Below are 14,992 nucleotides of genomic sequence, written 5' to 3' on the forward strand. Positions count from 1 at the left end.
AATGACCAAACGCTACACCGGCGGATGCGCCTGCGGTGCGATCCGCTATGAAACGAGCAGCGAACCCATCTTCGAGAACCACTGCCAATGCCACGAATGCCAGAAGCGAAGCGGCACGGGTCACAGCTCCTATCTGACCTTCCCCCGGCGAGCCGATGTGACGATAACGGGCGAAGCGAACACCTGGCGGGTGGCTGGCGACAGCGGCAACGAAAAGATCCACGCCTTCTGCCCGACCTGTGGAACGCCGGTCTACCTGACGCAAGTCGCGATGCCGGACCTGATAGCGGTCCACGCGACCAGCCTTGATGATCCCGGCCAGTTCAATCCGCAGGTGGTCACATATGCCATCCGCGGCCATGCCTGGGACATGATCGACCCATCGTTGCAGACCTTCGAGCGAATGCCGCAGGGATAGCGTACGGCAGGCAATCTTGCCGCGCTTTAACGGGTCATCCGGTTCGCGGCGGTTTCGGCCATGGCGTCGGCAAGCCCCAAGCCCCATTGAGACCGGCAATAGGCGCGGAAATCGAAGCAAGGCAGGCCGGGGCAGACCTCGAACTCGATGAGGTGAACCGTGTCGTCGGGCTCGATCCGGAGATCGATGGAAAACACGTCGCGCAGGCCGATCCCGCTCATCAGCCGCTCGGCGATGGCGCGGACTTTTGCATCGGCGACCGGCTGGCTTTCGGCGACCGGAAGCAGAAGCGGCTCGGCGTAGTTGCCCGCCGCCTTCGCCGCCTCGCCGGTCTCGCCGTAAAGCGCCAGGCTGTCTTCCATGGTCTGGAAATCGCCGCCGGACTCGACGAAAGCGACGCCGAGCGCTTCGACGCCGGTGTCCGGCCTCAGGCCCAGGAAACTGGCGCGCGCGTTGCGGCCGGCGACATAGGGCTGGACGACGACGTCGTCGCGATAGGCGGCGAAAACACGCCGGCTAAGCTCCAGCGCGTGGCCGAGATCGCCGCAGCGCGACTCCGGCCAGATGCCGATCTTGGCGCCGAGCCGGTTCGGCTTGACGAACCAGCCGGCGGCGGAAACCGGCGGCTCGACCAGCCATTGTCCGTTGCGCGCCAGGCCGGCCCGCGGCACAGGCAGGCCGAGCGCGCCGAGCACGGCGCCGGAGCGAAACTTGTCCTGGCAGAGCGCGAACAGCGAATCCTCGGCGCCGATCGCCTTCAGGCCGTTCAGCCTGGCAAGCGCAGGCGCCGCGCCGCCCCGGAAATAGGCGATGCCGTCGGTCAGCGTCCAGACCAGCGTGGCCGCCGGGTCGGCCTTGGCGAGCATATCGGCGGCATCGTCCAGCTCCACCGCCGCGAAGCCGAGATCGCGTCGTTTGAAGGCAGAAGCGAGGGCGTCGAACTCATGCGCGAGATCGGTCGATTGCGCCAGGTAAGAAGCGATTTCGGCGGCACGCTCCGGCGGGTGGCCATCGGCGAGGAGCCGCTCGAGGCAGGCCTTTTCCGGCTCGTGGACGAGGATCAGCCTTAGGCTGGACATGACATGATTCCCAATGGTGCAATTCCACACCATCGCATGGCGAAGACGCCAGGCTTTCGCGAAACCGACGCGGGCCGGACGCCTGCGTGACAGCCGGCTGAATGATCCCGTCAGACGCGGTGCATCGGGTACCGAGACTCAAGTCGGGCCGAGCCGAAAAGGCCGGCGTCACCTGAATATAGAGATGCCCTAGGCGATCAGCACGCGCGGCTCGAACCGGCCATTGACCTCGATGTCGAGGAGGAAGGTCATGCCTGCCTGCGGGTCAAGCTGACGCTGCTTCTCGTCCTTGCCGTGCCAGGCCGAGGTGACCGCCAGCCGGCTGGCGTTCTTGCCGACAAAGGCCGGGCAGGAAGGCTGCGTCACCGGCATGGCGATCGTGCGCACCAGCTTGCCGTCGGGCGCATAGCCCTTGACCACCTTGCCGCCCCAGACGGCATTCCACAGGATGCCGTCGCGGTCGAGCACGGAGCCGTCGACGAAGCCCTTGGCCGACCGGTGATCAACGAACACTTTCGGCTCGCCCTCCGGCAGGCCGGTCGCCGGATCGCAGGCAACACGCATCAACAGGCCGGTCGAGGTGTCGGTGTAATAAGCGAGCGCGCCGTCCGCGGAAAAACAGATCGAGTTCGACACGGTGATGTCGGAGAACAGCTTGCGCAATTCGCCCTTGAAGAACCAGTAGATCGCGCCGGCGCCCTTCTCCTCGCCCTTGCCCATCGTGCCGGTCCAAAGGGCGCCGCAGGGATGGACGCGGGAATCGTTGGAACGGGTGACCGGATTGTCGGCCTCGACAGGTGTGTGCAGCGTCATCCTGCCGGTGGCGACGTCGCGGACAAAAAGCCCGGTTTCGGTGGCGATCAGCTGGCGCTTGTCGTCGATGATGGCGATAGCGCTGGCCATCCGGCCAAGCTCGTGCACCTGGGCCGCGCCGCCGGACAGGCGCTTTTCCAGGAGATGGCCCTTGACGATGTCGAACCAGTAGAGCGTGTCTGTGGCGGGGTCGTAGCTCGGCCCCTCGCCGAGCTGGCAGACATGGTCGGAAAAAACCGAAACGATCGCTTCGCTCATCCTGCGTCTCCGCCGAACACCGCGTCCCAGGCCGTCACCGCCGCCTGGGCCCGCGCGGCCACGTCTTCGACGCTCATGCCCGGCTTGAACAGGCTGGAACCAAGCCCGAAAACCGTGACGCCGGCCGCCTTGTAGCCGGCAAAGTCCTTCTCCGAGACGCCGCCGACCGCGCCGACCAATGTCGAAGCCGGCAGCACCGCGCGGATGGCGGAAATACCGGATGCGCCGAGCACGCTTGCCGGGAAGAATTTCAGCGCCGAGGCGCCGAACCGGATCGCCAGGAAGGCCTCCGTGGGCGTGAACACGCCGGGCATGGTGACCATGCCGTATTGCATGGCGCGTTCCATCACCTCGGCATCGATATTGGGACTGACCAGCAGCCGGCCGCCGACTTCGTGCAAGCCATCGACATCGGCCGGCGTCAGCACCGTGCCGGCGCCGACCAGCGCGGCCGGCGGCAGCGCCTTGAGGATGGCGGCGATGGACGCGAACGGATCGGGTGAATTGAGCGGCACCTCGATCGCCTCGATGCCGGCATCGAAGACCGCCTGGCCGATCGCCACCGCCTCGGCAGGCTTGAGGCCGCGCAGGATGGCGACCAGCCCGCGCTTGAGCTTCGGGAACGCAGCGGTCTGGTTCATCAGGCAACTCCGGTTCTGGCGATCATGCCGTTTTCGCGCGCCGCCTCGACCAGGCCGGCACGCACCGCCTCATCCGCGTCGACGGTCCGCACGCCAAGCCCGGCAAGGCCGAGCGCCTGCCGATAAAGCGCCGCAAGCGCGCCGGAGGCAATCAGCACCACCGATGTGGCGCCCGCGGCCTGGCGGCGCCTCGCCGAGGCGATCTCGCCGCCGATCAGCAGGCCCGACAGGCAGGCCGCGGCATCGTCGGCCTTCATGTCCTGGAGCAGACCGGCGGCGCGGATCGAGAACAGTTTTGCGGTGACGTCGCCACCTTCGGTCAACGCCGCACCACACCAGCGGCGGAAGAAAGGGTTCTGCGGGTCGACCGGCTTGGGATGCTCGCCGAGCGAATGGCGCAGGATCGAATGCGCGGCCAGCACCGAGAACAGCTCGCCGGTCGGCCATGTGCCGAAGCCGGCAACGGCGCCGTCCTCAACCAGAACCCATTTCGAATGGGTGCCCGGCATGCAGACGATTTCACGCCCCTTTGCCGGCAAACCGGCGCCGGCAAGCTGTGTCTCCTCGCCGCGCATGACGTCTGGCGCATCGGCCAGGCGTTGGGCAAGGCCGGGCACGATACGAATGTCGCGGCTCTCCCCCGGGATGCGGGCCGCGCCGGCCAGGATGGCGCCGATCGGCGCCGGCACGGTGACATAGGGCGCTTCGAGCCAGCCCTGGCGCGAGCCTGCCATGCCGCAGATGATGACGGGCAGCGTTTCCGGCGCGCCCATGGCGGCGAGATGACCCTCGAGAACCCGGGAAAAGCCCTTCTCGCGCGCGGTGATCAGTCCGTCGTCGCCGCGACGCTCGGCAAGCACCTTGCCGCCGCCGTCGATCAGCCAGGCACGAAGCCGGGTCGTGCCCCAATCGAGCGCCGCGACCGCCGGCACATTGCCGACAAATCGGGGGCCGGCAAACCCGGGGCTCACAGGAAACCTCCGTCGACGATCAGCATTTGCGCGGTCAGCATGCGCGAGGCGTCCGAGGCCAGGAACAGCACGGTGCCGACCAAATCGTCCGGCCGCATGACGTCCTTGATGCACTGCTTGGCGACATGAGAGGCAAGCGCCTGCTCCGTCACCCAGCGTTCCTGCTGCCGTTCCGTGATGACCCAGCCGGGCGCGACGGCGTTGACGCGGATACGGTCGGGCCCGAGCTTGCCGGCCAAACCCTTGGTGAGGCCGAGTATGCCCGCCTTGGCGGCGGTGTAGGCCGGCATGTCGGGGTGGTTGATCAGGTAGGAGGTCGAGGTGAAATTGATGATCGAGCCGCCGCCGGCCCGCTTCATGCCCGGCGCCACCGCCTGCGCGGTGAAGAAATGCGGTCTGAGGTTGATCGCCTGGTTGTTGTCCCAAAACTCCACCGTCACGTCTTCGACGGCGTGGCGTTCGTCCCAGGCGGCATTGTTGACCAGCACGGTGACGTCGCCATGCGCTTCGGCCGCCTTCGCGGCAGACGCCCGGAGCGCTTCGATGTCGCGCAGATCGGACTTGAGGTAGAGCGGCCGGCGGCCGAGCTCTTTCTCGATGCGGTCGGCAAGCGCGGTGCTGGGCTTGTCGGCGATGTCGATGAAGGCGACCTTGGCGCCCTGGCGCATGAAACCCTCGGTCAATGCCGCGCCAATGCCGGAGCCGCCGCCGGTGATCAGCACCGAAGCGCCTTCGAGGTCGGCAAAACGTGCCGATGGCATCATGGTTTTCGTCTCCCGGGTTGACCGGCGCGCATCCTAGCCAGACCGATCCGGCGGGCAAGGGCGAAAAGACGGATTTTGAGGCTTATGTCTGACAAAAAGCCTGGAGACCACGCACAGGCACGGCCGGTCCTCGATCGAGGACCGGTCAATCGCCCGGTCAGATTGCCTTGGCGCGCAAGGCGCCGCGGAAGGAATCGCGGAGATAGCCGAGCGTGGCGTCGGCATCGGCCGGCTTGCCGAACAGATAGCCCTGCCCACCGGCGCAGCCGAACTGGACGAGGCGGTCGGCCTGCGCCTCTTCCTCGATGCCTTCGGCGACGACATCCATGCCGAGCCCTTCGCACATTGCGAGAATGGCGCGGATGATGTGCTCCGACGGGCGGTCATCGAGAATGGAGGAGACGAAGGCGCGGTCGATCTTCAACTTGTCGAAATGGAATTCGCGCAGCCGCCCGAGCGAGGACTGGCCGGTGCCGAAATCGTCGAGCGAGACGCGGATGCCGACGCGGCGCAGGTCCTCGACGATCTGCGCGGCCGAGGCCGGATCGTTCATCAGGCCGGTCTCGGTAATCTCGATCTCCAGCCGGCGCGGATCGAAGCCCGTACGGTCGAGGATCGCCAATATGTGCAGGCCGGTGTTCTGGTCGACGAGCTGCGAGGGCGACAGGTTGAACGACAGGAACAGGTCCTTCGGCCAGCTTCTCGCCGCCTCGGTCGCCTTGCGCAGCACTAGCTGCGACAGCGGGCCGATGATGCCGCGCTCCTCGGCGATCGGAATGAAGACGGTCGGCGGCACCGAGCCGAGATCGCGGTCGGTCCAGCGCGCCAGCGTCTCGAAGCCGATGGTGCGGCGCGTGGTGAGGTCGACGATCGGCTGGAAATGCGGCTCCACCTCGCCGGCCGAGACCGCGCGGCGCAGCGCCTGCTCGATGCGGGTGACGCGCTTGGCCGCCTCTTCCATTTCGCGGGTATAGACGACGACCCGGCCGCGGCCGGATCGCTTGGCATGGTAAAGCGCCGTTTCGGCCTTGTTGATGAGGATCTCGGTGGTCTCGTCGCCGGAATAGAACAGCGAACAGCCGACGGAGGCCGACAGCCTCGCCGTGCGTTCGCCGACATCATACGGGGCCGACAGGATTTCGATCAGCATGCGCGACTTTTCGGCCGCCGCCTCCTCGCTGAACACCAGCGGGTAGAGGAAGGCGAATTCGTCGGCGCCGATGCGGCAGACGGTGGAATGACCGTCCATCGAGGCGCGCAGCCGCATCGCCACCTGGATCAGGATGTCGTCGCCGGCCTTGTGGCCGAACAGATCGTTGATCGGCTTGAAGCCATCAAGGTCGAGAATGCCGACGGTGAAGGGCGCGGGATCGTCGGCACGGTCGCTGATCAGGCGATCGACCTTGTCGAAGAAGCGGCGATGGTTGCCAAGCCCGGTCAACGGATCGGTGAATGCCAGATCCGTGCTCTCCCTGTTTGCCTGACCGGTGCCAAACGAAGTTTGCATCGGTGTCCCTGTTTCTCGAAGTCGGAATTTATTTCCGAGACTGGCAGCAAACCCTTTAGGAAACGTATCGGAAAAATCGATTTTTCGCCGCTGGAGTGCGTTGCCCTCCGCAAAGCCGTCCGGGCTCAACGGCGTCGTCGCTCACGCGGATTCTCAGCCGGCGGGGCGAACGCGATAGAGCTCCAGCGGCGCGCCCTGGGTCTCCGCCACCGGTTCCAGCCAATCCGGCACGCTGCCATGCATCAACCCGGCCAGAAAGCCGTCAGGCGCCTTGGTTGCGAGAAGCCTGGTTTCGGGATTGCCGCGGCAGAGCGCGACAATCCCGACGCGATGGTTTGCCACGACGGCTTTCGCGTCAGTGGCCGAGCCCAGCAAGGCATCGAATACGAGCAGGTTTCCGGCGACGTTGCGGTGGTAGGGCCCAGCGAGCGCGCGATGACCGGTAAAGGCCAGGATCGGCGAGCCGAGATTGGAGATGGCCAGCACCGTGGTGTGAGGCATGCGGGCGAGCGCGGCGAACGAGGCCTTGCTGTTGCAAGGTGCATCGATGCCGGCGTCGGTGACGGCCGCACCGGTCTGGAAGGCGCTCGATGCCGCCTCGGCAGCGCTGGACCAAACCGCATTGACCGAGATCAGCCAGGCTGCGGCCATACGGAGCACGGAGCCACCGGACGGACTGTTTTCGGCGCGCTGCCGCCATTTGGCGATCCAGGCGCAAAGCGGGATCACCGCGAAGGCGATGGAGAAGGTCGAGCCGCGGACCTCCCAGGCGCTGACCAGGAAAGCCACCACCAGCAGCGCGCCGACGAGACTGTCCTGCCGCCGCCAGCCGCCCTTGCCGAGACGCAGCGCCATCAGGACGATCGCCACCAGCGGCGTCGCGAAGCGCGCCACCGCTCTGGCCGGATCGGCCGCGACGAGCTGGAATATCGACTGCGCTTCGTCGATATGACCGAGCCACATCTGCTGGAGGCGCGGGTCGAGGCCGGCATAGGGGGCAGCCAGGCATTGCGGGAACAGAAACATCACGACAAGGATAAGCACGAACGCCAGCAGGCCGAGCGAGACCAGGCGACGGCCGTACGTCGCATTGGCGGCGCCCCATGAGGCGATGACCGCAAGGCCGGCGCCGGCAAGCGCGGCAACCACGAAGTGCACGGTCGAGAAGGTGTCGCACTGCGTCTGCCCCCATGCCAACGCCGGTATGGTAGTGATGAAAACAAGGGCCGAGACGGCGGTGACGCCCAAGCCAAAATCCCTGGCGATCAGCCTTTCGCCGCCACCGCTGACGAGGAACAGCAGGGCGACGATGGCGCCCAGGGTTCCAGCATAGGGGGCGCTTTCCATGCCGATCGCCAATGCCAGGGTGGCGCACGCGCCGGCAAACAGGGCGGCGGTCCGGTGGCGAGGGGCTTCAAGCAGCAAAGCCAGGCCGGCCAGGGTCAGCATCAGCTGGACATTGTGGTGATCGAGCGCGCCGGGCGAGAAGATTCCGAGATAATACAAGGCCGCTCCGCCGACCACCGCGGCGGGCAGGACCGCGTGCTCGCCGGCGAAAGCGCGCGCGGCGCGCATGATGGAGAACAGCGCGAGCCAGAATTGCAGGAGGGGCCAAAGCACCTGCACGACCTGCTCGCCCAAAGCGGCACTGCCCGTCAGGGCCGACAGGGCAAGCATGCCGAGCGCCAGCGGGGCGTCGAGCAGCCGCGACCAGTGCATGACGAAGCCACCCTCCAGCCCCATCCTGTACTGGTGCAGGTCGAACCAGCCCTGGCCGGCCAGGAGGTCGCGAACCTCCACCAGTTGCAGCAGGCTGTCATTGTCGCCGGCCGGGTTGGCCAGTTGCGGGAATCCGGCATAAAGATCAAGCGCCAGCAGCAGCAAGGCGGCAAGCAACGCAAACGCTATGTCGGACTTCCAGGTGGAAGCGCCGTTGCTGGCTGTGCTCATCCCCATCGCCTCTGGCAGGAATGCCGGGCCTTTCCGGCCAATCGACACTCGTACGGTCCGGCCTTAAACCTAGCCTTAACGGCTTCAATAAATAGTAAAACCGCCTGAATGCGCCTGACTTTCGGCGCGAACCGCGCGTGGCGGCGAGGCACCCGGAGAGGAAAATGCCGCAAGAGCTTCGCTACGAACCCTCTATCGCCGTGCTGCTGCCTTGCTACAATGAGGAATTGACGATCGCCGAGGTGGTGCGGCGCTTCCGCGAGACGCTGCCTTTGGCGACGGTCTATGTCTACGACAACAATTCGCGCGACCTGACCGCGCTCAGGGCCCGCGCGGCCGGCGCCATCGTGGTGCGCGAACCGCGCCAGGGCAAGGGCAATGTGGTGCGGCGCATGTTCGCCGACATCGACGCCGACATTTACCTGATGGCCGACGGCGACGGCACCTATGCGCCGGAAGACGCGCCGCAATTGATCAACACGCTTCTGACCGAGCGCTCCGACATGGTGGTGGGCACCCGGCGCGGCGTCACCAACGATGCCGGCAGGACCGGCCATGCCTTCGGCAACCGCGTCTTCAACAGCCTCTATAAAGGGCTGTTCGGCAGCGATTTCACCGACATATTCTCGGGCTACCGGGTCTTCACCCGGCGCTTCGTCAAAAGCTTCCCGGCCGTCTCCGGCGGCTTCGAGATCGAGACCGAAATGTCTGTTCATGCCTCGCAGCTCAAATTGCCCGTCAGCGAGATCGCGCTCGATTACGGCAAGCGGCCGGACGGCTCGTCGTCGAAGCTTTCGACCTTTCGCGACGGCGCCAGGATCCTTTGGATGTTCGCCATGCTGATGAAGGAAACGCAGCCGCTGCGCTTCTTCGGCGCCTTCGCCCTGGTCTTCCTGGCGTCGAGCCTGTTCCTGATGGCGCCGGTGCTGGTCGAATTCGCCGAGACCGGGCTGGTGCCGCGCATGCCGACATGGGTGCTGTCGGTAGGCCTGCTCTTGCTTTCTATGCTGGCCGGTGTGACCGGGGTGATCCTCGATTCGGTGTCGCGCGGCCGCGCCGAACAGAAGCGCATCTTCTACCTGTCGATGCCTTCGGGCCGCATAGAGCGGCGCGAGCGCGCCAGCGAGCCGACTGCCGCGAAGGCCGGCCCAGGCAAGACGCCTCGCGCCGCATGAAGCGGTGAGCCGTCTTATCCGCTTCCTCTTTGCCGGCGGCATCGGCTTCGTCGCCGACGCGGCCGCCCTCTGGCTGCTGCTTGCCGTCACGCCGCTCGGCCCTTTCAGCGCCCGCATGCTGTCCATCGGCTTTGCACTCTGCGTCACCTGGCAGATAAACCGGCATCTGACCTTCTCGCCGTCGAGCCGCGGCTTGGTGCGGGAAGGTGCCCGCTATGGCAGCATCGGCATAGCCACCAGCATCGCCAACTATCTGGTCTACTGCGCCATCCTTGTCGTCCTGCCGACAACCCCGCCATTGGCCGCCCTTGCTTTCGCTTCGCTGGCCGCCATGGCGCTGTCCTTTCTCGGCTATTCCAGGCTGGTCTTCGACCGCTAGAGGCGTGGCCCGATTGGCAGAAGGCGCCGGGACCCTTATATCGCTCTCTCATCGACCGTGCTGGGGACCTGCCATGAAGCTGAAAATCGCCGTCCAGATGGACCACATCTCCACCGTGTCGATCGCCGGAGACACTTCGTTCGCGCTGTCGCTGGAGGCGCAGCGGCGCGGCCATCAGCTCTACCACTACACGCCCGACCGGCTGTCGCTGCGCGACGGCAAGGTGTTCGCCCGCATCGAGGAGATGCAGGTACGCGACGAGAAGGGCAGCCACTATTCGCTGGGGGAGAAGGTGCGAACCGACCTGTCGGAGATGGACGTGATCCTGCTGAGACAGGATCCGCCCTTCGACATGAACTACATCACCACCACGCACATACTGGAGCGCATCCACCCCAGGACGCTGGTGGTCAACGACCCGGCCTGGGTGCGCAACAGCCCGGAAAAGATCTTCGTCACCGAGTTTTCCGACCTGATGCCGGAAACGCTGATCACCAAGGATCCCCAGGAGGTCGCCGCCTTCCGCAAGGAATTCGGCGACATCATCGTCAAGCCGCTCTACGGCAATGGCGGCGCGGGCATCTTCCACCTGCTGGAGGCCGACCGCAACCTCGCCTCGCTGCTCGAAATGTTCGGCCAGTTGTTCCGTGAGCCCTACATCGTGCAGCGCTACCTGAAGGACGTGCGCAAGGGCGACAAGCGCATCATCCTGATCGACGGCGAACCGGTCGGGGCCATCAACCGGGTGCCGGCCGAGCACGATTCCCGCTCCAACATGCATGTCGGCGGCCGCGCCGAGAAGACCGAGCTGACCGAGCGCGAGCGCGAGATCTGCGCCCGCATCGGGCCGGCACTGAGGGAACGCGGCTTCATCCTCGTCGGCATCGACGTCATCGGCGACTACATGACCGAGATCAACGTGACCTCGCCGACCGGCGTGCGCGAAGTCAAACGCTTCGGCGGCGCCGACATCGCCAGCCTGTTCTGGGACGCGGTGGAGGCCAAGCGGAAATAGCCGTTTTCATTTTGTATTAACCATGTTCCGTTTTTGCAACCGGAGACAATCGCGCCGCAACTCAAGCGATTGCGTGTTCCTGTAATGTTCTTGATTTAGCCGAGGAACTGTGATTGTCTCCGGCCCAGGCCCTTCGCGGCCTGATTGCAAAAGGCTTGGGGCAAGCCCAGATCCGGGGGCAAGACATGGTGGCGCGGGTTCGCACGGTTGCTTTCCAGGGCATCGAGGCCGTGCCGGTCGACGTGCAGGTGATGATCGCGCCCGGCAAGGTCAACATGCACATCGTTGGCCTGGCCGACAAAGCGGTGGCCGAAAGCCGCGAACGGGTGCAGGCGGCACTGCATGCTTCCGGCCTGTCGATGCCGTCCAAGAAGGTCACTGTCAACCTAGCGCCCGCCGACCTGCCCAAGGAGGGCAGCCACTACGATTTGCCGATCGCGCTCGGCCTGATGGCGGCGCTTGGCGCCATTCCGGGCGACATGCTGGCCGGCTATGTCGTGCTTGGCGAACTATCGCTCGACGGCACTATCGCCGCCGTCGCCGGCGCCTTGCCGGCCGCGATTGGGGCCAATTCTGAAGGCAAGGGCCTGATCTGCCTCTTCGCCTGCGGCCCGGAAGCCGCCTGGGCCGGCAAGGACTTTGACATACTCGCGCCGCGCAGCCTGATTGCCATCGCCAATCATTTCCGCGGCACGCAGGTGCTGTCCCGGCCGGAGGCCGGCATCCATGCCGCGGCGCGCGACCTGCCCGATCTTGCCGATATCAAGGGCCAGGAAACCGCCAAACGAGCGCTGGAGGTGGCGGCGGCCGGTGGGCACAACCTGCTGATGGTCGGCCCGCCCGGATCGGGAAAATCGATGCTGGCGCAGCGGCTGCCGTCGATCCTACCGCCGCTGGCGCCGAAGGAATTGCTCGAAGTGTCGATGATCGCCTCCGTCGCCGGCGAGCTCGGCGAAGGCAAGCTGACCGACCGGCGGCCGTTCCGCGCGCCGCACCATTCGGCCTCGATGGCGGCGATGGTCGGCGGCGGCATCCGGGCGCGGCCGGGCGAAGTGTCGCTTGCGCACCACGGCGTGCTGTTCCTCGACGAATTTCCCGAATTCACGCCGCAGACGCTCGACGCGTTGCGCCAGCCATTGGAGACCGGCGACTGCATGATCGCGCGGGCCAATCACCGCGTCACCTATCCGGCGCGCATCCAGCTTGTGGCGGCGATGAACCCGTGCCGCTGCGGCATGGCCGGCGAGCCCGGCTATCGCTGCCTGCGCGGCGAACGCTGCCGCACCGATTACCAGGCGCGCATCTCGGGACCGCTGCTCGACCGCATCGATCTCAGGATCGAGGTGCCGGCGGTCTCGGCCAGCGACCTGATCCGGCCCGACCGGGCGGAGAAGAGCGCCGACGTGGCGCTGCGCGTGGCGCGTGCCCGCACCCTCCAGCGCGAGCGCTTCGAACGGCTCGGCGTCACCAGCGCCACCACAAACGCGCATTGCGCGCCGGCGGTCATCGAGGAGATCGCCATGCCCGACGCATCGGGCCTGTCGCTGCTCAAGGACGCCAGCGAAAAGCTCGGCTTCTCGGCGCGGGCCTATCACCGCGTGCTGAAGGTCGCGAGAACACTGGCCGACCTCGACGCCAGCGAGACCGTCGGCCGCATTCACTTGGCCGAAGCGATCTCCTACCGGATGAGTTCGGAGCGGGTGGCACAGGCGGCGTAGCGCGCTCTCGCTCGAGAGGAGGGGAACGGAACGCCGGCGGCTCCAAATCTCCGGTTCAGGCCGCTCCCTTCGCCTTCAGTTCCAGCCTCCGCGCGTGCAGCACCGGCTCGGTGTAGCCGTTGGGCTGGATGCGGCCCTTGAAGACGAGGTCGCAGGCGGCCTGGAAGGCGACGGAGGCGTCGAAATCGGCGCCCATCGGCCGGTAGAGCGGGTCGCCTTGGTTCTGCTGGTCGACGATATCAGCCATGCGCTTCATCGTTTCCATCACCTGGTCGGCCGTGCAGACGCCATGATGCAGCCAGTTGGCGATGTGTTGCGAGGAGATGCGCAGCGTGGCGCGGTCCTCCATCAGGCCGACATCGTTGATATCTGGCACTTTCGAGCAGCCGACGCCCTGGTCGATCCAGCGCACGACATAGCCCAGAATGCCTTGCGCATTGTTGTCGAGCTCCGCCTGGATGTCGGCCGGCGACCAGTTGGGCCGCACCGCGACCGGCACCGACAGGATGTCGTCGAGCTTGGCCTTCGGCCGGCTCTTCAGCGCCGCCTGGACGGCGTGGACATCGACCTTGTGATAATGGGTGGCGTGCAGCGTCGCCGCGGTCGGCGAAGGCACCCATGCGGTGTTGGCGCCGGCCTTGGGGTGGGCGATCTTCTCGGTGAGCATCGCCGCCATCAAATCGGGCATCGCCCACATGCCCTTGCCGATCTGGGCATGGCCGGCAAGCCCGCATTCTAGCCCAATGTCGACATTCCAAGCCTCGTAGGCGGAAATCCAGGCGGCCTGCTTCATGTCGCCCTTGCGGATCATCGGGCCGGCTTCCATCGAGGTGTGGATCTCGTCGCCGGTGCGGTCGAGGAAGCCTGTGTTGATGAACACGACGCGCTCCCTGGCGGCGCGGATCGCCTCCTTGAGGTTGACGGTGGTGCGCCGCTCCTCGTCCATGATGCCCATCTTGATGGTATTCTGGTCCATACCGAGCACGGCCTCGACGCGATCGAAAATCTCGACGGCGAAGGCGACTTCCTCGGGCCCATGCATCTTGGGTTTCACGACATACATCGAGCCGGCGCGGGAGTTGGCGCGGCGGCCGTTCGGCCCGACATCGTGCAGCGCGATCAGCGCGGTCATCGCGGTGTCCATGATGCCTTCCGGCACCTCGTTGCCGTCTCGGTCCGTTATCGCCGGATTGGTCATGAGGTGGCCGACATTCCTGACCAGCATCAGCGAGCGGCCGGGCAGCGTCACCGTGCCGCCATTTGGCGAGGTGTAGGACCGATCGGGGTTGAGCTTGCGGACGAAGGTCCGGCCGCCCTTGGTGATCTCTTCGGCCAGGTCGCCCTTCATCAGGCCGAGCCAGTTGCGGTAGACGACGACCTTGTCCTGCGCATCCACCGCCGCGACCGAATCCTCGCAGTCTTGGATGGTGGTCAGCGCCGATTCCAGGATGATGTCGGCGATGCCGGCCGGATCGGTGCGGCCGATCTGGTTGTCGCGGTCGATCAGGATCTCGATATGCAGGCCGTTGCTGACCAGCAGCACGGCTTGCGGGTTGGCGGCATCGCCGCGATAGGCGACGAACTGCCTGACATCGGCAAGCGTGGTCGAGCCAGCCCCGGCGCTGAGCCGCAGCGCGCCATTGGCCAGCGAAAGGCCGTTGACGCCGGCCCATTTGCCCGATGTGAGCGACACCGACTGGTCGAGGAAGTCCTTCGCCCAGGCGACGACTTTCCCACCACGCGCGGGGTTGAAGCCCTTGCCCTTCCCGGCGCCGTCTGTCTCGGGAATCGCGTCGGTGCCGTAAAGCGCATCATAGAGCGAGCCCCAGCGGGCATTGGCGGCGTTGAGCGCATAGCGCGCATTCATCACCGGCACCACAAGCTGCGGCCCGGCGACGACGGCGATCTCGGGATCGACCTTTTCGGTCGTCACCGAGAAGGACGGGCCTTCGGGGACGAGATAGCCGATCTCCTTCAGGAAGGTTTTGTAGGCTTCCATGTCGACCGGCGCGCCATTGGCGCGATACCAGTCATCGAGCTTTTCCTGGATAGCGTCGCGCTTTGCCAGCAGTGCCCGGTTCTTCGGCGCGAGGTCGTGGACGATGGCCGAAAAGCCGTTCCAGAATTTGTCCGGATCGATGCCGGTGCCCGGAGCGGCCTCGTTGACAACGAAGTCATGAAGTTCGCGGGCGATCCGCAATCCGGCGATTTCGACGCGATCGGTCATCAGGCTGCTCCAGATGAAAGGCTTTCGCGGGCCTTTGGCATGTTGGGAGTGCAGGGTCAATTCAGCTTAGGGTGAAG

The 14,992-nt window shown here is 65.9% G+C and carries 13 protein-coding genes; 5 read left to right on the top strand and 8 right to left on the bottom strand.

Annotated features, from left to right (window positions below; translation table 11 throughout):
- Position 1 precedes the first annotated feature (1 nt).
- The gene (locus FJ953_RS24915; RefSeq protein ID WP_140563752.1) at positions 2-418 is read left to right on the top strand and encodes a GFA family protein; all 417 of its coding nucleotides are present in this window, start codon (positions 2-4) and stop codon (positions 416-418) included.
- 26 nt (positions 419-444) lie between these two features.
- On the opposite strand, the gene FJ953_RS24920 is transcribed toward FJ953_RS24915, so the two are convergent.
- The 7 genes from FJ953_RS24920 to FJ953_RS24950 all read right to left on the bottom strand — a co-directional run bounded on the left by FJ953_RS24920 (position 445) and on the right by FJ953_RS24950 (position 8,401).
- Positions 445-1,497 carry a D-alanine:D-lactate ligase-like protein gene (locus FJ953_RS24920; RefSeq protein WP_140625264.1) on the bottom strand — a complete coding sequence of 351 codons (1,053 nt, stop codon included), beginning with the start codon at positions 1,495-1,497 and terminating at the stop codon, positions 445-447.
- A gap of 189 nt (positions 1,498-1,686) precedes the next feature.
- Positions 1,687-2,568, bottom strand: a complete 882-nt coding sequence (locus tag FJ953_RS24925; protein ID WP_140625265.1) for an SMP-30/gluconolactonase/LRE family protein — start codon at positions 2,566-2,568, stop codon at positions 1,687-1,689.
- Positions 2,565-3,209 (bottom strand): 2-dehydro-3-deoxy-6-phosphogalactonate aldolase, encoded by a 645-nt coding sequence (locus FJ953_RS24930; protein ID WP_140625266.1) that lies wholly within the window; start codon positions 3,207-3,209, stop codon positions 2,565-2,567. Before FJ953_RS24930 ends, FJ953_RS24925 begins: the two co-directional genes overlap by 4 nt.
- Entirely contained in the window at positions 3,209-4,180 is a 972-nt protein-coding gene (locus FJ953_RS24935; protein WP_140491651.1) for a 2-dehydro-3-deoxygalactonokinase, read from the bottom strand. Before FJ953_RS24935 ends, FJ953_RS24930 begins: the two co-directional genes overlap by 1 nt.
- On the bottom strand, positions 4,177-4,944 hold the full coding sequence (locus FJ953_RS24940) for an SDR family oxidoreductase (protein ID WP_140491653.1): 768 nt from the start codon (positions 4,942-4,944) through the stop codon (positions 4,177-4,179). The genes FJ953_RS24935 and FJ953_RS24940 overlap by 4 nt, the downstream gene beginning before the upstream one ends.
- Before the next feature lie 157 nt (positions 4,945-5,101).
- Entirely contained in the window at positions 5,102-6,451 is a 1,350-nt protein-coding gene (locus FJ953_RS24945; protein ID WP_140491655.1) for an EAL domain-containing protein, read from the bottom strand.
- A 153-nt stretch (positions 6,452-6,604) separates the two neighbouring features.
- Complete coding sequence (locus FJ953_RS24950; RefSeq protein WP_140625267.1) at positions 6,605-8,401, bottom strand: GtrA family protein; 1,797 nt, start codon at positions 8,399-8,401, stop codon at positions 6,605-6,607.
- Positions 8,402-8,565: 164 nt separating this feature from the next.
- On the opposite strand from FJ953_RS24950, the gene FJ953_RS24955 reads away from it, so the two are divergent.
- From FJ953_RS24955 to FJ953_RS24970, 4 genes are all read left to right on the top strand, one after another.
- Positions 8,566-9,576, top strand: a complete 1,011-nt coding sequence (locus FJ953_RS24955; RefSeq protein ID WP_140625268.1) for a glycosyltransferase — start codon at positions 8,566-8,568, stop codon at positions 9,574-9,576.
- Between the two features lie 4 nt (positions 9,577-9,580).
- Positions 9,581-9,955: a GtrA family protein gene (locus tag FJ953_RS24960; RefSeq protein ID WP_140514183.1), complete on the top strand. Its 375-nt coding sequence runs from the start codon at positions 9,581-9,583 to the stop codon at positions 9,953-9,955.
- A gap of 73 nt (positions 9,956-10,028) precedes the next feature.
- On the top strand, positions 10,029-10,970 hold the full coding sequence (gshB, locus tag FJ953_RS24965) for a glutathione synthase (RefSeq protein WP_140514181.1): 942 nt from the start codon (positions 10,029-10,031) through the stop codon (positions 10,968-10,970).
- Between the two features lie 185 nt (positions 10,971-11,155).
- Complete coding sequence (locus tag FJ953_RS24970; protein WP_140625269.1) at positions 11,156-12,688, top strand: YifB family Mg chelatase-like AAA ATPase; 1,533 nt, start codon at positions 11,156-11,158, stop codon at positions 12,686-12,688.
- A 55-nt stretch (positions 12,689-12,743) separates the two neighbouring features.
- Here FJ953_RS24970 and FJ953_RS24975 read toward each other — a convergent pair whose 3' ends face one another.
- Positions 12,744-14,915, bottom strand: a complete 2,172-nt coding sequence (locus FJ953_RS24975) for a malate synthase G (protein WP_140625270.1) — start codon at positions 14,913-14,915, stop codon at positions 12,744-12,746.
- Positions 14,916-14,992: the final 77 nt, after the last annotated feature.

Origin of the sequence: Mesorhizobium sp. B2-3-6 (assembly GCF_006442305.1) — a bacterium.
Lineage (GTDB): Bacteria > Pseudomonadota > Alphaproteobacteria > Rhizobiales > Rhizobiaceae > Mesorhizobium.